Origin of the sequence: Pseudomonas fortuita (assembly GCF_026898135.2) — a bacterium.
GTDB lineage: Bacteria > Pseudomonadota > Gammaproteobacteria > Pseudomonadales > Pseudomonadaceae > Aquipseudomonas > Aquipseudomonas fortuita.
Genome location: NZ_CP114035.2, coordinates 5,418,359 through 5,436,143, shown reverse-complemented (window position 1 = coordinate 5,436,143; position 17,785 = coordinate 5,418,359). Strand labels below are relative to the sequence as shown.

Below are 17,785 nucleotides of genomic sequence, written 5' to 3'. Positions count from 1 at the left end.
TGGGAGCGGGCGTGCCCGCGAAGAGGCCGGAACAGGCTAAAGACCGATTAGTCTTCCTTGCCCTTGTTCCGCACAACCCGCTGCAGCTCGCGGTTGGAATCGCGTTCGCGCACGGTGTCGCGCTTGTCGAATTCCTTCTTGCCCTTGCCCAGTGCGATTTCGCACTTGATCAGGTGCTTGCTCCAGTACAGCGACAACGCCACGCAGGTGTAGCCTTTTTGCGCTACAGCCGCTTCCAGCCGCTCGAGCTCACGCTTGTTCAGCAGCAGCTTGCGGGTGCGGATGGGGTCGGCGATGACGTGGGTGCTGGCAGTGGTCAGCGGGGTGATGTGGCTGCCGAACAGCCAGGCCTCACCGTCCTTGAGCAGCACGTAACTGTCAACGAGGTGCGCCTTGCCAGCTCGCAGGCTTTTTACTTCCCAGCCGGACAGGACCAGCCCGGCCTCGAACTTGTGTTCGATGAAGTAATCGTGTCGCGCTTTTTTATTCTGCGCGATGGTCCCGGTCGGATGTTTTTTTTGCTTAGCCATAGGGGCGGCATTATAGGCAAAGCCGCGCGTCGTTCGCTATGGGATTTCGGTGTGCTTGAGCCACCGGAATGAATACCGGACAATACAAACCCTGTCATACGCACAGAACCTGTTTTCGGCACGCTGCGAAGCGAAGCCACCCAGCCTTGGAAGTGACGCCTGGATGACTACCCATATTCAACGCTCCGCCCTGCTGCCATACCCCGCCCAGGCGCTCTACGATCTGGTCAACGATGTGGCCAGCTACCCAGAGTTTCTGCCGTGGTGCTCGGCCTCGACGGTGATCGATGCCAGTGATACGCACATGCATGCCAAACTGGAGGTGGCCAAGGGCGGCATGAGCCAGTACTTCGTCACGCGTAATGTGCTGGTGCCGGGGCAGTCGATCGAGATGAACCTTGAAGAGGGGCCTTTCACGCAGCTGCATGGCGTGTGGGTGTTCAAACCGTTGGGCGAAAAGGCCTGCAAGATCAGCCTGGACCTGTCCTTCGATTATGCCGGGCCGATTGTGCGCGCCACGTTGGGCCCGCTGTTCAATCAGGCGGCCAACACACTGGTCGACGCGTTCTGCCAGCGTGCCAAGCAATTGAATGGCTGACGGATAAGCCGCAAACAAAAAGCCCGGACCAGGTCCGGGCTTTTTTGCATCTGCTGTTCCCGGTTAACGGGTTTCCAGCGGTGCCGGGGTCGGGACCGGGGTGGTCTCGATGGTGTCGATTTCGCGCTGAATGGCCTCTTCAGTCGAACCAGGCTTGGCTGGTTTTTCTTCAGGCTGCGCTGCTGGCTGTTCGGTCTGGCCTGGCTCGGTGGCCGGGCTGACGGTGGTGTCGCTGCTGCCACCGAGGATTTCCTGGTCGCGGCTGACGCCTGGCATGAAGTCGCCCGACAAGCTGACCAGTTGGTCGCTTTCGTTGAAGAAGATGCTCATGCGCTCTTGCTGGCGTTTACCACCACCCGGCTGCAGGCTGTACAGGTAATCCCAACGGTTGGTGTGGAAGGTGTCCTGAATCAGCGGGTTGCCCATGATAAACCTTACTTGCCGGCGGGTCATTCCCGGGCGTAATTGGTCTATCATGTCCTGCGTGACGACATTGCCCTGCTGGATGTCGATTTTGTAAACCCCGGGAAACGAGCAACCGGCGAGTGCGAGCAGTCCCACTAGGGTGAGGCTGGTTAGCAAGAGCTTGGTGTTTTGCATCGGTGGGCGACTTCCACTATCTTGGCTGGACAACGTAAACCCCGATCATACCCGTATTAAGAGAAGCTGCGAAGCAGCATCGGCGAGAAAGCTGACCATGGTTGAAAATAGCGAATTGCGCAAAGCCGGTCTCAAGGTGACCCTGCCTCGAGTCAAGATCCTTCAGATGCTCGATTCCACCGAGCAGCGTCACATGAGTGCCGAGGATGTTTACAAGGCACTGATGGAAGCAGGCGAGGACGTAGGCCTGGCCACCGTCTATCGCGTACTGACCCAGTTCGAAGCGGCGGGGCTGGTGGTTCGCCACAACTTCGACGGCGGCCATGCAGTGTTCGAGCTGGCCGATGGCGGTCACCACGACCATATGGTGAACGTGGATACCAGTGAAGTCATCGAGTTCATGGATGCCGAAATCGAGAAGCGCCAGCGCGAAATCGTAGCCGAGCATGGCTTTGAGCTGGTGGACCACAATCTGGTCCTGTATGTGCGTAAGAAGAAGTAACGGTTTTTATCGTTATGAATGACAAAGGCGACCTTCGGGTCGCCTTTGTGCTTTCTGCTTCGGGCAGATTAATTTGCTTGCCGGCGATAGGGCCAGTACAGGTAGCATCAGGCCTTGCCAGAAACCACCATCTTGCGCGCATGCGCCAGGGATTCCTTGGTCAGGTCAATGCCGCCCAGCATTCGCGCCACTTCCTCGACCCGCTCACGCTTGCCCAGGCTGGCCACGGCGGTGTGGGTGGTGTCGCTGTTGCGCACCTTGTGCACAAACAGGTGGTGATGCCCTTGCGCAGCGACCTGTGGCAAGTGGGTCACGGTCAGTACCTGGCCGCGCTCGCCCAGGCGGCGCAACAACTGGCCGACAATTTCGGCCGTAGGGCCGCCAATACCTACGTCGACTTCGTCGAACACCAGGGTAGGTATGCGTGATGTCTGCGCGGTAATCACCTGGATCGCCAGGCTGATACGCGACAGTTCGCCACCTGAGGCCACCTTTGCCAGGCCCTTGAGCGGTTGGCCGGGGTTGGCGCTGACCAACAGTTCGATCTGCTCCAGGCCATGCGGTGACAGGTCTGCGCCCTCGGTGGGAGTGAGCTCGATACGGAACCGCCCGCCGGGCATGCCCAGGCGCTGGATTTCCTGCTCGACGGCGCCCGCCAGTTGCTGCGCGGCTTGCTGGCGCAGGGCGCTGAGCTCGCGAGCCCGCTCTTTATAGTGGTGTGCGAAAGCGGCCAGTTCTTCGCCTAGGCGCTCGATCGACTCATCACTGGCGTTCAGGCCTTCGATCTCTTCCATCAACTGTTGTTGCAGGTGAGGCAGTTCAGTGGGGTGCACGCGGTGTTTGCGTGCCAGCGTATAAATGGTGTCCAGGCGCTCTTCCAGTGCTTGCAAGCGCATCGGGTCGGCGTCGAAATTGTCGAGGAAGCGATTGAGTTCGCCCACGGCTTCCTCGACCTGAATCTGTGCGCTGGCGATCAGGTTGGCTGCTTCGCTGAGTGCCTTGGGCGAGTGGGTAGCGGCACCCAGGCGGTTCAGGCTGGAGGTGAGGGCGCTGAGCACGTTGCCCGAATCGCTTTCACTGCACTGGTCGATCACCTGGCGACAAATGCCGAACAGGGCTTCGGCGCTGGTCAGGTTCTTGTGTTCCTGTTCCAGTTGCTCCAGTTCGTGCTCACCCAGGCCAAGGTTGTCCAGCTCTTCCAGCTGGTAGCTGAGCAGTTGATGGCGGGCACGCTGCTCGTCACCCGAATTGGACAGCCGCTCCAGCTCTAGGCGGGTCTGGTTCCAGCGCTTGGCGGCCAGGTGCACCTGGCGGGCCAGGTCGACGGCGCCGGCGTACTCGTCGAGCAGGCGGCGGTGGGTGTCGGTCTTGAGCAGCGATTGGTGCTCGTGCTGGCTGTGGATATCGATCAGCAGCTCGCCCAGCGCCTTGAGGTCGCCCAGCGGGCACGGCGTGCCATTGATGTAGCCGCGGCTGCGGCCTTCAGCGGTGATTACCCGGCGCAGGATGCACAGGCCGTCGTTGTCCAGGTCGCGTTCGGCCAGCCAGGCGTGGGCCTCGGGGATGTCTACCAGGTCGAAGGTGGCGAGGATGTCCGCCTTGTCGGTGCCAGGGCGCACCACGCCACTGTCGGCCCGATCGCCCAGGGCCAGGCCGAGGGCGTCGAGCATGATCGATTTGCCAGCGCCGGTCTCACCCGTGATGACGGACATGCCGCGGGCAATTTCGAGGTCGAGGTGCTCGACGATGGCGTAGTTGTGAATGGACAGGTGCACCAGCATGGGGGCGGCTCCCGAAAGTCAGGTCTGGTTATTTATACAGTACTTTTTTCGGGCCTGCCAATGCCCTTCACAGAATCTGTTGCAGTGGGGAAAAGCACCTTGCCCCCTTGAAGCTGGTTTTTCCGGCCCCATATAGCCGACATCACAGGCGAGCCTGGCTCGCAGTCTACAAAATTGCGCAGGAGAGACCCCATGGCTGATGAACAGCTGAACGAGAAAGACCTTAACGTGGAAGAAACCGGTGCAGGTACTGCAGCTGACACCCGTGTTCTGGAGCTCGAGGAACAGCTGGCCGCAGCCAAGGACCAGGCGCTGCGCGCCGTTGCCGACGTGCAGAACGTGCGCCGTCGTGCCGAGCAGGATGTGGAGAAAGCCCACAAGTTTGCCCTGGAGAAGTTCTCCAGCGACCTGCTGCCGGTGATCGACAGCCTGGAGCTGGCCCTGGCCCACTCCAGCGCCGAGGACGAGCACGTCAAGCAGATCCGCGAAGGCGTCGAGCTGACCCTGAAGATGTTCCAGGACACCCTCAAGCGCTACAACCTCGAAGCGGTCGACCCGCACGGCCAGCCGTTCAACCCTGAGCACCACCAGGCCATGGCCATGCAGGAAAACGGCGAAGTCGAGCCAAACAGCGTGCTGAATGTGTTCCAGAAGGGTTACCTGCTGAACGGCCGCCTGCTGCGCCCCGCCATGGTGGTGGTCAGCAAGGCGCCGAGCGCGGCGCAACCCTCGATCAATGAAAAGGCTTGAAATCCATCGGGGCATCCCCATCTAGGTGTCAAGCCTTCAAGTATTACCGCAGTTGGCCAAAGTAGTCGCTGCTACCAAATTCAAGTTTCGGGAGAGTTAACATGGGTAAAATCATCGGTATCGACCTGGGGACCACCAACTCGTGCGTCTCCATTCTGGAAAACGGTAACGTCAAGGTCATCGAAAACGCCGAAGGTGCGCGTACTACCCCTTCGATCGTGGCCTACGCCAACGATGGCGAAATCCTGGTAGGTCAGTCGGCCAAGCGCCAGGCTGTGACCAACCCGCACAACACCCTGTTCGCAGTGAAGCGCCTGATTGGCCGCCGCTTCGAAGAAGATGTCGTGCAAAAAGACATCAAGCTGGTGCCGTACAAGATCGTCAAGGCGAACAACGGTGACGCCTGGGTCGAAGCGGCTGGCAAGGAAATGGCTCCGCCGCAAATCAGCGCCGAAGTCCTGAAGAAAATGAAGAAGACCGCCGAAGACTACCTCGGCGAGCCAGTGACCGAAGCGGTCATCACCGTTCCGGCCTACTTCAACGACAGCCAGCGTCAGGCTACCAAAGACGCCGGTCGTATCGCTGGCCTGGACGTAAAGCGCATCATCAACGAGCCGACCGCCGCTGCACTGGCGTACGGCATGGACAAGGCCAAGGGCGACCACACCGTCATCGTTTATGACCTGGGTGGTGGTACCTTCGACGTTTCGGTCATCGAAATCGCCGAAGTCGACGGTGAGCACCAGTTCGAAGTACTGGCTACCAACGGCGACACCTTCCTGGGTGGCGAAGACTTCGACATGCGCCTGATCGACTACCTTGTCGACGAGTTCAAGAAAGAGTCGGGCATGGACCTGAAGAACGATCCTCTGGCCCTGCAGCGCCTGAAAGAAGCCGCAGAAAAAGCCAAGATCGAACTGTCGTCCGCTCAGTCGACCGACGTCAACCTGCCGTACATCACTGCAGATGCCACCGGTCCTAAGCACCTGAACGTGAAGATCTCCCGCGCCAAGCTGGAGTCGCTGGTCGAAGACCTGGTCAAGCGTACCATCGAGCCTTGCCGCATCGCCCTGAAAGACGCCGGCATCGACGCCAGCAAGATCGACGACGTGATCCTGGTCGGCGGTCAGACCCGTATGCCGCTGGTGCAGAAAGAAGTAGCCGACTTCTTCGGTAAAGAAGCCCGCAAGGACGTCAACCCGGACGAAGCCGTTGCCATGGGCGCTGCTATCCAGGGTGCTGTTCTGGCCGGTGACGTGAAAGACGTACTGCTGCTGGACGTCAGCCCGCTGACTCTGGGTATCGAAACCATGGGCGGCGTGATGACTGCGCTGATCGAGAAGAACACCACCATCCCGACCAAGAAGTCGCAGGTGTTCTCCACTGCCGATGACAACCAGGGCGCCGTGACCATTCACGTACTGCAAGGCGAGCGTAAGCAGGCTGCGCAGAACAAGTCGCTGGGCAAGTTCGACCTGGCTGACATTCCGCCAGCACCGCGTGGCGTTCCACAAATCGAAGTAACCTTCGACATCGACGCCAACGGCATCCTGCACGTAGGCGCGAAAGACAAGGCTACCGGCAAGACTCAGTCGATCGTGATCAAGGCCAACTCCGGCCTGTCGGACGAAGAGATCGAGCGCATGGTGCGTGACGCCGAGGCCAACGCCGAGGAAGACCGCAAGTTCGAAGAGCTGGCCGCTGCCCGTAACCAGGGTGATGCACTGGTTCACTCGACCCGCAAGATGGTCGCTGACGCGGGTGACAAGGTCACCGCTGAAGAGAAAACTGCCATCGAAGCGGCTGTGGTTGCCCTGGAAGCCGCCGTCAAAGGCGACGACAAGGCTGCCATCGATGCCAAGGTCGAGGAGCTGTCCAAGGTCTCTGCCCCGGTTGCCCAGAAAATGTACGCCGAGCAGTCGGCTGAACAGCCTCAGGGTGGCGCGCAGCAGGCCGAGCCGGAAGCCAAGCACGATGACGTGGTTGACGCCGAGTTCGAAGAAGTGAAAGACAACAACAAGCAGTAATCCCTGCATGTTGTCGGCCAGCTCACCGCCGTTTGGCGGTGAGCTGGTAGGATGTCGCCGCGCGGGGGCTTGCTCCCGCGTTGGCGTATCTGGAATTCGAGAATTTTTACAGCATCTGTCAGCCACCTTTGGAGGCGCAGGCAGGTGCTGATGGCGCGGCGCAGATGCCAGACGCCCAACAAGGTGCAAATGACCTATGTCCAAGCGTGATTATTATGAGGTTCTGGGCGTCGAGCGCGGCGCCAGTGAGTCTGACCTCAAAAAGGCTTACCGCCGTTTGGCGATGAAGTACCACCCGGACCGCAACCCGGGTGACAAAGAGTCTGAAGACAAGTTCAAGGAGGCCAACGAGGCCTACGAAGTGCTGTCTGATGCCAGCAAGCGCGCGGCGTTCGACCAGTATGGCCACGCAGGTGTCGACCCAAGCATGGGCGGTGGTGGTGCCGGCTTCGGTGGCGCCAACTTCTCCGATATCTTCGGTGATGTGTTCAGCGACTTCTTCGGTGGCGGTCGCGGTGGCGGCCGTGGCGGTGCCCAGCGCGGCAGCGACCTGCGCTACACCCTGGAGCTGAACCTGGAAGAAGCGGTGCGTGGCACCACGGTCAGCATCCGTGTGCCTACCTTGGTCAACTGCCAGCCTTGCGATGGTTCTGGCGCCAAGAAGGGTTCGACCCCGTCCACCTGCCCCACTTGTGGTGGCATCGGCCAGGTGCGCATGCAGCAAGGCTTCTTCTCGGTGCAGCAGACCTGCCCGCGCTGCCATGGCCAAGGCAAGATCATTACCGACCCGTGCGCCTCGTGCCACGGCGAGGGCCGTGTCGAGGAATACAAGACGCTGTCGGTCAAGGTGCCGGCAGGTGTCGATACCGGTGACCGCATCCGCCTGTCGGGCGAGGGCGAGGCTGGGGCCCATGGTGGCCCGACTGGCGACCTGTACGTGGTGATCAGTGTGCGTGAGCACGAGATCTTCCAGCGCGATGGCAAGCACTTGTACTGCGAAGTGCCAATCAGCTTCACCGATGCCGCCCTGGGTGGCGAGCTGGAAGTGCCCACCCTCGATGGCCGCGTGAAACTGAAAATTCCGGAAGGTACTCAAACGGGCAAGCAGTTCCGCCTGCGTGGCAAGGGCGTGGCGCCAGTCCGCGGTGGTGGTGCCGGTGACCTGCTGTGCCGGGTGGCGGTGGAAACCCCGGTCAACCTCAGCCGCCGTCAGCGCGAGCTGCTCGAAGAGCTGCGTGACTCGCTGGAAGGCGACAGCTCCCACTCGCCCAAGGCCAGTGGCTGGTTCGATGGCGTGAAGCGCTTCTTCGGCGATCTCTGACAAGGAACAGGCTATGCGACGTATTGCAGTGATGGGTGCGGCAGGGCGGATGGGTAAGACCCTTATCGAAGCCGTGCAGCAAACCCCGGGTGCCGGGTTGACGGCGGCGATCGATCGTCCTGATAGTTCGCTGGTCGGGGCCGACGCCGGTGAGCTGGCGGCACTTGGCCGGATTGGCGTGCTGTTGTCCGATGATCTGGCCAAGGTCGCCGATGAATTCGATGTGCTCATCGACTTCACTCACCCCTCGGTCACCCTGAAAAACCTGGCGTTTTGCCGCAAGCACGGCAAGGCGATGATCATTGGCACCACCGGTTTTACAGCTGAAGAGAAGCAGCTGTTGGCCGAGGCCGGCAAGGACATTCCAATCGTGTTCGCCGCCAACTTCAGCGTGGGTGTAAACCTTAGCCTGAAGCTGCTGGACATGGCAGCGCGGGTGCTGGGCGATGATGTCGACATCGAGATCATCGAGGCGCACCACCGGCACAAGGTCGATGCACCTTCGGGCACTGCGCTGCGCATGGGTGAGGTCGTTGCCAATGCGCTGGGCCGAGACCTGCAGGAAGTGGCCGTGTATGGCCGTGAGGGGCAGACCGGCGCGCGTGATCGCAAGACCATCGGTTTCGCGACTGTGCGGGCTGGTGATGTGGTGGGTGACCACACCGTGCTGTTCGCTGCCGAAGGCGAGCGCCTGGAAATTACCCACAAGGCTTCCAGTCGCATGACCTTCGCCAAGGGCGCCGTGCGTGCGGCGCTGTGGCTGGATGGGCGCGCGCCTGGCCTGTACGACATGCAGGATGTGCTCGAGCTGCGCTAAGCCGTTCGAGTGGTGTTGGCTTCTTCGCGGGCTTGCCCGCTCCCACAGGCATTGCGCAGGTCTTGGGGTCTGTGGTGTTCCTGTGGGAGCGGGCGAGCCCGCGAAGAAGCCCCCGCCGATGTCAGTCTGTCGCATTGATGTGTTTTAGAGACACATATGCGGTAGACCGAAAACGCACTTTTCTGTAAGCTACAGCTTTAGTGTGTCCACTAAAAGCGCGCAGCGAATTGAATTCAGCACATGAAAGCGGGGTGACGTGTCCATACGTCACTCCGCTTTTTTGCAACCTGCGATCGCCCTTTCATGCTTGATTTACGGGAGGTCTTCTTGACAAAGCCAGCCATACTCGCCCTTGCCGACGGCAGTATTTTTCGCGGTGAAGCCATCGGTGCCGACGGTCAGACCGTTGGTGAGGTGGTGTTCAACACCGCTATGACCGGCTACCAGGAAATCCTTACAGACCCTTCCTACGCGCAGCAAATCGTTACCCTGACCTATCCGCACATCGGCAACACCGGCACTACGCCGGAAGATGCCGAGTCGAACCGCGTCTGGTCCGCTGGCCTGGTCATCCGTGACCTGCCGCTGCTGGCCAGCAACTGGCGCAACACCCAGTCGCTGCCTGAGTACCTCAAGGCCAACAACGTTGTTGCCATCGCCGGCATCGACACCCGTCGCCTGACCCGTATCCTGCGTGAAAAAGGCGCTCAGAACGGTTGCATCCTCGCCGGTGACAACATCAGCGAAGAGGCAGCCATCGCCGCCGCCCGTGGCTTCCCTGGCCTGAAGGGCATGGACCTGGCCAAGGTCGTTTCCACCAAGGAGCGTTACGAGTGGCGCTCCAGTGTGTGGGAGCTGAAAACCGACAGCCACCCGACCATCGAAGCTGCCGACCTGCCGTACCACGTGGTCGCCTTCGACTACGGCGTCAAGCTGAACATCCTGCGCATGCTGGTTGCCCGTGGCTGCCGCGTGACTGTGGTGCCGGCCCAGACCCCGGCCAGCGAAGTGCTGGCACTCAACCCGGACGGTGTGTTCCTGTCCAACGGCCCTGGTGACCCCGAGCCGTGCGACTATGCCATTCAGGCGATCAAGGAAATTCTCGAAACCGAGATTCCGGTATTCGGCATTTGCCTCGGCCACCAACTGCTGGCCCTGGCGTCCGGTGCCAAGACCGTGAAAATGGGCCACGGTCACCACGGCGCCAACCACCCGGTCCAGGACCTGGATACCGGCGTGGTCATGATCACCAGCCAGAACCACGGTTTTGCTGTTGACGAAGCCACCCTGCCGGGCAACGTTCGCGCCATCCACAAGTCGCTGTTCGACGGCACCCTGCAGGGTATCGAGCGCACCGACAAGAGCGCGTTCAGCTTCCAGGGCCACCCTGAAGCGAGCCCTGGCCCGACCGACGTCGCGCCACTGTTCGATCGTTTCACCGATGCCATGGCCAAGCGCCGCTGAGCATCCTGCTTCAAGGCCCCGGGCCGGCTCGCGCCGCGCCCGGAAGCGCCTGACCCAGATTGTTCAAAGCGGCTTGCCGACTGACCCCGGATTTGAGTGACCACCATGCCAAAACGTACAGACATCAAAAGCATCCTGATTCTCGGTGCCGGCCCGATCGTGATCGGCCAGGCCTGTGAATTCGACTACTCCGGCGCCCAGGCCTGCAAGGCCCTGCGCGAGGAAGGTTTCCGCGTCATCCTGGTGAACTCCAACCCAGCCACCATCATGACCGACCCGGCCATGGCCGACGCCACCTACATTGAGCCGATCAAGTGGCAATCGGTGGCCAAGATCATCGAGAAAGAACGCCCGGACGCCGTCTTGCCGACCATGGGCGGCCAGACCGCACTGAACTGCGCGCTGGACCTGGAGCGCCACGGCGTTCTGGAGAAGTTCGGCGTAGAGATGATCGGTGCCAACGCCGACACCATCGACAAGGCTGAAGACCGCTCGCGCTTCGACAAGGCGATGAAGGACATCGGCCTGGAGTGCCCCCGCTCCGGTATCGCCCACAGCATGGAAGAGGCCTATGCGGTCCTCGAGAAGCTTGGCTTCCCGTGCATCATTCGCCCGTCGTTCACCATGGGTGGCACTGGCGGTGGTATCGCTTACAACCGTGAAGAATTCGAAGAAATCTGCACCCGCGGTCTGGACCTGTCGCCGACCAAAGAGCTGCTGATCGACGAATCGCTGATCGGCTGGAAAGAGTACGAGATGGAAGTGGTCCGCGACAAAAAGGACAACTGCATCATCGTTTGCTCGATCGAAAACTTTGACCCGATGGGCGTGCACACCGGTGACTCGATCACCGTTGCTCCCGCGCAGACCCTGACGGACAAGGAATACCAGATCATGCGCAACGCCTCGCTGGCGGTGCTGCGTGAAATCGGTGTTGAAACCGGCGGTTCCAACGTGCAGTTCGGTATCTGCCCGAACACCGGCCGCATGGTCGTCATCGAGATGAACCCGCGGGTATCGCGTTCGTCCGCCCTGGCTTCGAAGGCTACCGGCTTCCCGATCGCCAAGATCGCCGCCAAGCTGGCCATCGGTTACACCCTCGACGAACTGCAGAACGACATCACCGGCGGCCGCACCCCGGCTTCCTTCGAGCCGTCGATCGACTACGTCGTCACCAAGCTGCCGCGCTTTGCCTTCGAGAAATTCCCGAAAGCCGACGCCCGCCTGACCACCCAGATGAAATCCGTGGGTGAGGTCATGGCCATCGGCCGTACCTTCCAGGAGTCCCTGCAAAAAGCCCTGCGTGGCCTGGAAGTGGGTGCCTGTGGCCTGGACCCGAAAGTCGACCTGGCCAGCCCGGAAGCTGCCGGCATCCTCAAGCGCGAGCTGACCGTGCCGGGCGCCGAGCGTATCTGGTACGTGGCTGACGCCATGCGTTCGGGCATGACCTGCGAAGAGATCTTTGCCCTGACCGGCATCGACATGTGGTTCCTGGTGCAGATGGAAGATCTGATCAAGGAAGAAGAGAAGGTCAAGACCCTGGCCCTGTCGTCGATCGACAAGAGCCTGATGCTGCGCCTCAAGCGCAAAGGTTTCTCGGACCAGCGCCTGGCTGTGCTGCTGGGTATCACCGACAAGAACCTGCGCCGTCACCGTCACAAGCTCGAAGTCTTCCCGGTGTACAAGCGCGTCGACACCTGCGCTGCCGAGTTCGCCACCGACACTGCCTACCTGTACTCCACCTACGAGGAAGAGTGCGAGGCCAACCCGTCGACTCGCGACAAGATCATGATCCTGGGTGGCGGCCCGAACCGTATCGGCCAAGGCATCGAGTTCGACTACTGCTGCGTACACGCCGCCCTGGCGCTGCGTGACGACGGTTACGAGACCATCATGGTCAACTGCAACCCGGAAACCGTCTCCACCGACTACGACACTTCTGACCGCCTGTACTTCGAGCCGCTGACGCTGGAAGACGTGCTGGAAGTGTGCCGCGTCGAGAAGCCAAAAGGCGTGATCGTCCATTACGGCGGCCAGACCCCGCTGAAACTGGCCCGCGCCCTGGAAGAAGCCGGCGTACCGATCATCGGTACCAGCCCGGACGCCATCGACCGCGCCGAAGACCGTGAGCGCTTCCAGCAGATGGTTCAGCGTCTGAACCTGCTGCAGCCGCCAAACGCCACCGTGCGCAGCGAAGAAGAAGCTATCCGCGCTGCTGGCAGCATCGGTTACCCGCTGGTGGTGCGCCCGTCGTACGTACTGGGCGGCCGCGCCATGGAGATCGTCTACGAACTGGACGAGCTCAAGCGCTACCTGCGTGAAGCCGTGCAAGTGTCCAACGACAGCCCGGTACTGCTCGACCACTTCCTCAACTGCGCCATCGAGATGGACGTGGATGCGGTGTGCGACGGCACCGACGTGGTGATCGGCGCCATCATGCAGCACATTGAGCAGGCCGGCGTTCACTCCGGTGACTCGGCGTGCTCGCTGCCACCTTACTCGCTGAGCAAGGAGGTGCAGGACGAAGTCCGCGTACAGGTCGCAAAAATGGCCCTGGAGCTCGGCGTTGTCGGCCTGATGAACGTGCAGCTGGCCCTGCAGGGCGACAAGATCTACGTGATCGAAGTCAACCCGCGCGCCTCGCGTACCGTGCCGTTCGTGTCCAAGTGCATCGGCACTTCCCTGGCCATGATCGCCGCCCGCGTAATGGCCGGCAAAACCTTGAAAGAGCTGGGCTTTACCCAGGAAATCATCCCGAACTTCTACAGCGTCAAGGAAGCCGTCTTCCCGTTCGCCAAGTTCCCAGGGGTTGACCCGATCCTCGGCCCTGAGATGAAATCGACCGGTGAAGTCATGGGTGTCGGTGACACCTTCGGTGAAGCGTTCGCCAAAGCCCAGATGGGTGCCAGCGAAGTGCTGCCGACCGGTGGTACCGCGTTCATCAGCGTGCGTGACGACGACAAGCCGCAAGTGGCTGGCGTTGCCCGCGACCTGATCGCCCTGGGCTTCGAAGTGGTTGCAACTGCTGGCACTGCCAAGGTTATCGAAGCGGCAGGCCTGAAAGTGCGCCGTGTGAACAAGGTGACCGAAGGCCGCCCGCACGTGGTCGACATGATCAAGAACGACGAAGTGTCGCTGATCATCAACACCACCGAAGGCCGCCAGTCGATTGCCGATTCCTACTCGATTCGTCGCAATGCGCTGCAGCACAAGATTTACTGCACCACTACCATTGCGGCCGGTGAAGCCATCTGCGAGGCGCTGAAATTTGGTCCGGAAAAGACCGTTCGTCGCCTGCAAGATCTGCATGCAGGACTGAAAGCATGAGCATTACCAAGTACCCGATGACCGTCCAGGGCGCTCGCGCCCTGGAAGAGGAGCACCTGTTCCTGAGCAAGACCGAACGCCCGCGCCTGAGCCAGGCGATTGGTGAGGCACGCGAACTGGGCGACCTCAAGGAAAACGCCGAGTACCATGCCGCCCGTGAAGAACAGGGCATGGTCGAGGCGCGTATCCGCGATATCGAAGGCCGTTTGCAGAACTCGGTCGTGATCGACGTGACCACGATCCCCCACACCGGCAAGGTGATTTTCGGTACCACCGTGGTACTGGCCAACACTGAAACCGATGAAGAAGTGACCTACCAGATCGTCGGCGAGGATGAAGCCGACGTGAAACAGGGCAAACTCTCGAGCGGTGCGCCGATTGCCCGTGCCATCATCGGCAAGGAAGAAGGTGATACTGTCGTCGTCAAGACGCCTAGCGGCACGGTCGAGTACGAGATTGTCGAAGTCAAGCACATCTGACCGGCGCCTGCGGGCGCCATCCCTCGAGGGGATCCTCTGGCAACTGGCCCAGGTTTTCTGGGTCGGTGGCTTATGGGTGTTCCATGTGGGGCTGGTGCCTGCGCTCAAGGTCAGTGGTCTGGCCCCGCTGCTGGTGCAGGATATCGCCGGGCAGATCGACCGCTGGTTGATCGGCGTGGCGTTGCTTGGCTTGTTGACCCAGCTGGCAGTGCTGGCAAGGGTGGACGGCCTGGCGGCCTGGTGGCGGCAGTTCCGTGGCCAGATGCTGTTGCTCGGCTTCGGTGCCTGCGTGGGGTATTACACCTTGCGCTACGGTATTTCCGTGGGTGAGCGCTGGCAGATGTTCTGCTTCCTGGTCCTGGGCTTTTCCGGCATCGTGCTGGTGGCCCAGCCGGTGCCGGTCAGGGCGCGCTCATCGCGCCACTGACCGGAGCCACCGTTACTTGTAGCGGTGGATATTGGACAGCTGCTTGTTCGGCTGTGGGTTCTTGCGGTAAATCAGCGCTTTTTTGCCGATGGTCTGCACCAGCTCGGCACGGCCGGCCTTGCACAACTCGGCAATGGTTGCTGCACGTTCTTCGCGGTCTTCCGAACGAATCTCGACCTTGATCAGCTCATGGTCGACCAGCGCACGCTCCAGTTCGGCGACTACGCCTTCATTCAGACCGTTCCCGGCAACGATCAGGACCGGCTTCAGGTCATGACCAATGGACTTGTATTGCTTCTTCTGCTCGTTATTGAGCGGCATAATCTGACCCTTTCCGTCTGATTCTGTAAAATTGACGGGCATTTTACCCGAGGGCCACCGGCTCCGCCCAGTCAATCACGACGCATATCATCGAGGTGCCCCGTGGTACAACGTTCCAAAAGCAGCGCAAACTGGCTGCGAGAGCATTTTAACGACCCTTTCGTCAAACAGGCGCAGAAGGATGGCTACCGCTCGCGTGCGAGCTACAAACTGCTGGAGATTCAGGAAAAGGACCGGCTGATCCGCCCGGGCATGAGTGTTATCGACCTCGGCGCGGCGCCTGGTGGCTGGTCGCAGGTGACCAGTCGTCTGATTGGTGGCCAGGGGCGCCTGATTGCTTCCGACATTCTGGAAATGGACTCGATTGCGGATGTGACCTTCATTCAGGGTGACTTCACCCATGACGAAGTGCTGCAGCGCATTCTCGAAGCGGTCGGCGATTCGCACGTGGACCTTGTGATTTCCGACATGGCCCCCAATATGAGTGGTACGCCCGCGATAGATATTCCACGGGCCATGTTCCTCTGCGAGTTGGCGCTCGATCTGGCAACCCGCGTACTCAAGCCTGGCGGCGATTTCCTGATCAAGATTTTCCAGGGCGAAGGTTTTGACGTGTACCTGAAGGACGTGCGTAGCAAGTTCGACAAGGTGCAGATGCGCAAGCCATCGTCGTCGCGGGACCGTTCCCGTGAGCAATACCTGTTGGGCAGGGGCTTCAAAGGGGCATGAAAGGTGTGAAGCGGGGTGGCCGATAGTTAATTCCAATCGGCCACTGCGTCAGGATCGTCCGAACTTCGTGTAGTCTAGCTTTCACAAAGGGTTACAGACGGTGCCTGCGGCTGCGTAGGTAATGTAGTAAGTTAGGGCGATGAATATCATGCGAGGCACGGCTGCGTCGTGCGCCGGCCTCAGAGGGTAGCGAATTGAACGACATGGCAAAGAATCTGATCCTGTGGTTGATCATCGCAGCTGTCCTGGTGACAGTGATGAACAACTTCTCCAGCCCTAACGAGCCGCAGACCCTCAACTATTCCGACTTTATCCAGCAGGTCAAGGATGGCAAGGTCGAGCGTGTGACCGTCGACGGCTACATCATTACCGGCAAGCGCGCCGACGGCGACAGCTTCAAGACCGTGCGCCCGGCCATTACCGACAATGGCCTGATCGGTGACCTGGTTGACAACCACGTGGTTGTCGAAGGCAAGCAGCCAGAACAGCAGAGCATCTGGACGCAGTTGCTGGTCGCCAGCTTCCCGATCCTGGTGATCATCGCGGTGTTCATGTTCTTCATGCGCCAGATGCAAGGCGGCGCGGGTGGCAAGGGCGGGCCGATGAGCTTCGGCAAGAGCAAGGCGCGCCTGCTGTCCGAAGACCAGGTCAAGACCACATTGGCCGACGTTGCAGGTTGCGACGAAGCCAAGGAAGAAGTGGGCGAGCTGGTCGAGTTCCTGCGCGATCCGGGCAAGTTCCAGCGCCTGGGCGGTCGTATCCCCCGCGGCGTGCTGATGGTCGGCCCGCCCGGTACCGGTAAGACCCTGCTGGCAAAGGCCATTGCGGGCGAGGCGAAAGTACCGTTCTTCACCATTTCCGGTTCGGACTTCGTTGAAATGTTCGTCGGTGTCGGTGCCAGCCGCGTGCGCGACATGTTCGAGCAGGCCAAGAAGCACGCCCCGTGCATCATTTTCATTGACGAGATCGACGCCGTTGGTCGCCACCGTGGCGCCGGCATGGGTGGCGGTCACGACGAGCGTGAGCAAACCCTCAACCAGTTGCTGGTAGAGATGGATGGCTTCGAAATGAACGATGGCATCATCGTCATTGCCGCTACCAACCGCCCTGACGTACTCGACCCGGCGCTGCTGCGCCCTGGTCGTTTCGACCGTCAGGTGGTGGTAGGCCTGCCAGACATCCGTGGTCGCGAACAGATCCTCAAGGTGCACATGCGCAAGGTCCCGATTGGCGAAAACGTCAACCCGGCGGTCATTGCCCGTGGTACCCCCGGCTTCTCCGGTGCCGACCTGGCCAACCTGGTCAACGAGGCCTCGCTGTTTGCTGCGCGTTCCAACAAGCGCCTGGTCGAAATGAAAGAGTTCGAACTGGCCAAAGACAAGATCATGATGGGCGCCGAGCGCAAGACCATGGTCATGTCCGAGAAAGAAAAGAGGAACACTGCGTACCACGAGGCGGGTCATGCCATCGTTGGTCGCCTGGTGCCTGAGCACGACCCGGTCTACAAGGTTTCGATCATTCCGCGCGGTCGCGCCTTGGGCGTGACCATGTTCCTGCCGGAAGAAGACCGCTACAGCCTGTCCAAGCGTGCGCTGATCAGCCAGATCTGCTCGCTGTACGGTGGCCGTATCGCTGAGGAAATGACCCTGGGCTTCGATGGCGTCACCACGGGCGCTTCCAACGACATCATGCGGGCCAGCCAGCTCGCTCGCAACATGGTGACCAAGTGGGGCTTGTCGGAAAAACTCGGCCCGTTGATGTATGCAGAAGAAGAGGGTGAGGTGTTCCTGGGTCGTAGCGCGGGCAGCCAGCACGCCAGTGTTTCTGGCGAGACTGCCAAGCTGATCGACTCTGAAGTGCGCAGCATCATCGACCAGTGCTACGCCACCGCCAAGCAGCTGCTGATTGAAAATCGCGACAAGCTCGAGGCGATGACTGAAGCGCTGATGAAGTATGAGACCATTGATGCCGATCAGATCGATGACATCATGGCTGGCCGTACGCCACGCGAACCGCGTGATTGGGACGACGACAAGCATTCGGGCACCCCTGCTGCCCAGGATGATCGCCCTGAATCGCCAATTGGCGGTCCGGCAGCTCAACACTAAGGGC

16 protein-coding genes are annotated in these 17,785 nt (G+C 60.7%); 12 read left to right on the top strand and 4 right to left on the bottom strand.

The window, feature by feature from the left end; all coding sequences use genetic code 11:
• Nucleotides 1-47: 47 nt before the first annotated feature.
• Entirely contained in the window at nt 48-530 is a 483-nt protein-coding gene (gene smpB / locus OZ911_RS24900; protein ID WP_016489183.1) for an SsrA-binding protein SmpB, read from the bottom strand.
• Nucleotides 531-693: 163 nt separating this feature from the next.
• On the opposite strand from smpB, the gene OZ911_RS24895 reads away from it, so the two are divergent.
• Nucleotides 694-1,128, top strand: coding sequence for a type II toxin-antitoxin system RatA family toxin (locus OZ911_RS24895; protein ID WP_016489182.1), 435 nt, complete (start codon nt 694-696; stop codon nt 1,126-1,128).
• A 63-nt stretch (nt 1,129-1,191) separates the two neighbouring features.
• On the opposite strand, the gene OZ911_RS24890 is transcribed toward OZ911_RS24895, so the two are convergent.
• Nucleotides 1,192-1,728 carry an outer membrane protein assembly factor BamE gene (locus OZ911_RS24890; protein ID WP_024717412.1) on the bottom strand — a complete coding sequence of 179 codons (537 nt, stop codon included), beginning with the start codon at nt 1,726-1,728 and terminating at the stop codon, nt 1,192-1,194.
• A 97-nt stretch (nt 1,729-1,825) separates the two neighbouring features.
• Between OZ911_RS24890 and fur the strand changes: the two genes are divergently transcribed.
• Nucleotides 1,826-2,230 carry a ferric iron uptake transcriptional regulator gene (gene fur, locus OZ911_RS24885; RefSeq protein ID WP_003249922.1) on the top strand — a complete coding sequence of 135 codons (405 nt, stop codon included), beginning with the start codon at nt 1,826-1,828 and terminating at the stop codon, nt 2,228-2,230.
• A gap of 107 nt (nt 2,231-2,337) precedes the next feature.
• On the opposite strand, the gene recN is transcribed toward fur, so the two are convergent.
• On the bottom strand, nt 2,338-4,011 hold the full coding sequence (recN, locus tag OZ911_RS24880) for a DNA repair protein RecN (protein ID WP_016489180.1): 1,674 nt from the start codon (nt 4,009-4,011) through the stop codon (nt 2,338-2,340).
• A 192-nt stretch (nt 4,012-4,203) separates the two neighbouring features.
• Between recN and grpE the strand changes: the two genes are divergently transcribed.
• The 8 genes from grpE to OZ911_RS24840 all read left to right on the top strand — a co-directional run bounded on the left by grpE (nt 4,204) and on the right by OZ911_RS24840 (nt 14,623).
• On the top strand, nt 4,204-4,761 hold the full coding sequence (gene grpE, locus OZ911_RS24875; RefSeq protein WP_016489179.1) for a nucleotide exchange factor GrpE: 558 nt from the start codon (nt 4,204-4,206) through the stop codon (nt 4,759-4,761).
• Between the two features lie 101 nt (nt 4,762-4,862).
• Entirely contained in the window at nt 4,863-6,788 is a 1,926-nt protein-coding gene (dnaK, locus tag OZ911_RS24870) for a molecular chaperone DnaK (RefSeq protein WP_003249929.1), read from the top strand.
• Nucleotides 6,789-6,984: 196 nt separating this feature from the next.
• Nucleotides 6,985-8,109: a molecular chaperone DnaJ gene (gene dnaJ / locus OZ911_RS24865; RefSeq protein ID WP_016489178.1), complete on the top strand. Its 1,125-nt coding sequence runs from the start codon at nt 6,985-6,987 to the stop codon at nt 8,107-8,109.
• A 13-nt stretch (nt 8,110-8,122) separates the two neighbouring features.
• Nucleotides 8,123-8,926 carry a 4-hydroxy-tetrahydrodipicolinate reductase gene (dapB, locus tag OZ911_RS24860; protein WP_016489177.1) on the top strand — a complete coding sequence of 268 codons (804 nt, stop codon included), beginning with the start codon at nt 8,123-8,125 and terminating at the stop codon, nt 8,924-8,926.
• 327 nt (nt 8,927-9,253) lie between these two features.
• The gene (gene carA, locus OZ911_RS24855; RefSeq protein WP_016391781.1) at nt 9,254-10,390 is read left to right on the top strand and encodes a glutamine-hydrolyzing carbamoyl-phosphate synthase small subunit; all 1,137 of its coding nucleotides are present in this window, start codon (nt 9,254-9,256) and stop codon (nt 10,388-10,390) included.
• Between the two features lie 105 nt (nt 10,391-10,495).
• Nucleotides 10,496-13,717 (top strand): carbamoyl-phosphate synthase large subunit, encoded by a 3,222-nt coding sequence (carB, locus tag OZ911_RS24850; RefSeq protein WP_016489176.1) that lies wholly within the window; start codon nt 10,496-10,498, stop codon nt 13,715-13,717.
• 2 nt (nt 13,718-13,719) lie between these two features.
• Nucleotides 13,720-14,196, top strand: a complete 477-nt coding sequence (gene greA, locus OZ911_RS24845) for a transcription elongation factor GreA (protein WP_024717413.1) — start codon at nt 13,720-13,722, stop codon at nt 14,194-14,196.
• On the top strand, nt 14,174-14,623 hold the full coding sequence (locus tag OZ911_RS24840) for a hypothetical protein (RefSeq protein WP_019470448.1): 450 nt from the start codon (nt 14,174-14,176) through the stop codon (nt 14,621-14,623). Before greA ends, OZ911_RS24840 begins: the two co-directional genes overlap by 23 nt.
• Before the next feature lie 12 nt (nt 14,624-14,635).
• On the opposite strand, the gene OZ911_RS24835 is transcribed toward OZ911_RS24840, so the two are convergent.
• A complete protein-coding gene (locus OZ911_RS24835; RefSeq protein WP_016489174.1) occupies nt 14,636-14,944 on the bottom strand; it encodes a YhbY family RNA-binding protein in 309 nt (102 codons plus the stop codon).
• A gap of 102 nt (nt 14,945-15,046) precedes the next feature.
• Here OZ911_RS24835 and rlmE point away from each other — a divergent pair, with 102 nt between their 5' ends.
• Nucleotides 15,047-15,673, top strand: coding sequence for a 23S rRNA (uridine(2552)-2'-O)-methyltransferase RlmE (gene rlmE, locus OZ911_RS24830; protein WP_268968496.1), 627 nt, complete (start codon nt 15,047-15,049; stop codon nt 15,671-15,673).
• 203 nt (nt 15,674-15,876) lie between these two features.
• Nucleotides 15,877-17,781, top strand: a complete 1,905-nt coding sequence (gene ftsH / locus OZ911_RS24825; protein WP_016489173.1) for an ATP-dependent zinc metalloprotease FtsH — start codon at nt 15,877-15,879, stop codon at nt 17,779-17,781.
• Nucleotides 17,782-17,785: the final 4 nt, after the last annotated feature.

Coding starts and splice junctions, on each gene's coding strand:
- dapB (WP_016489177.1), top strand. CDS start 8,123: ATGCGACGTATTGCAGTGATGGGTGCGGCAGGGCGGATGGGTAAGACC.
- OZ911_RS24890 (WP_024717412.1), bottom strand. CDS start 1,728: ATGCAAAACACCAAGCTCTTGCTAACCAGCCTCACCCTAGTGGGACTG.
- recN (WP_016489180.1), bottom strand. CDS start 4,011: ATGCTGGTGCACCTGTCCATTCACAACTACGCCATCGTCGAGCACCTC.
- carB (WP_016489176.1), top strand. CDS start 10,496: ATGCCAAAACGTACAGACATCAAAAGCATCCTGATTCTCGGTGCCGGC.
- OZ911_RS24835 (WP_016489174.1), bottom strand. CDS start 14,944: ATGCCGCTCAATAACGAGCAGAAGAAGCAATACAAGTCCATTGGTCAT.
- ftsH (WP_016489173.1), top strand. CDS start 15,877: ATGGCAAAGAATCTGATCCTGTGGTTGATCATCGCAGCTGTCCTGGTG.
- fur (WP_003249922.1), top strand. CDS start 1,826: ATGGTTGAAAATAGCGAATTGCGCAAAGCCGGTCTCAAGGTGACCCTG.
- OZ911_RS24895 (WP_016489182.1), top strand. CDS start 694: ATGACTACCCATATTCAACGCTCCGCCCTGCTGCCATACCCCGCCCAG.
- dnaK (WP_003249929.1), top strand. CDS start 4,863: ATGGGTAAAATCATCGGTATCGACCTGGGGACCACCAACTCGTGCGTC.
- grpE (WP_016489179.1), top strand. CDS start 4,204: ATGGCTGATGAACAGCTGAACGAGAAAGACCTTAACGTGGAAGAAACC.
- smpB (WP_016489183.1), bottom strand. CDS start 530: ATGGCTAAGCAAAAAAAACATCCGACCGGGACCATCGCGCAGAATAAA.
- dnaJ (WP_016489178.1), top strand. CDS start 6,985: ATGTCCAAGCGTGATTATTATGAGGTTCTGGGCGTCGAGCGCGGCGCC.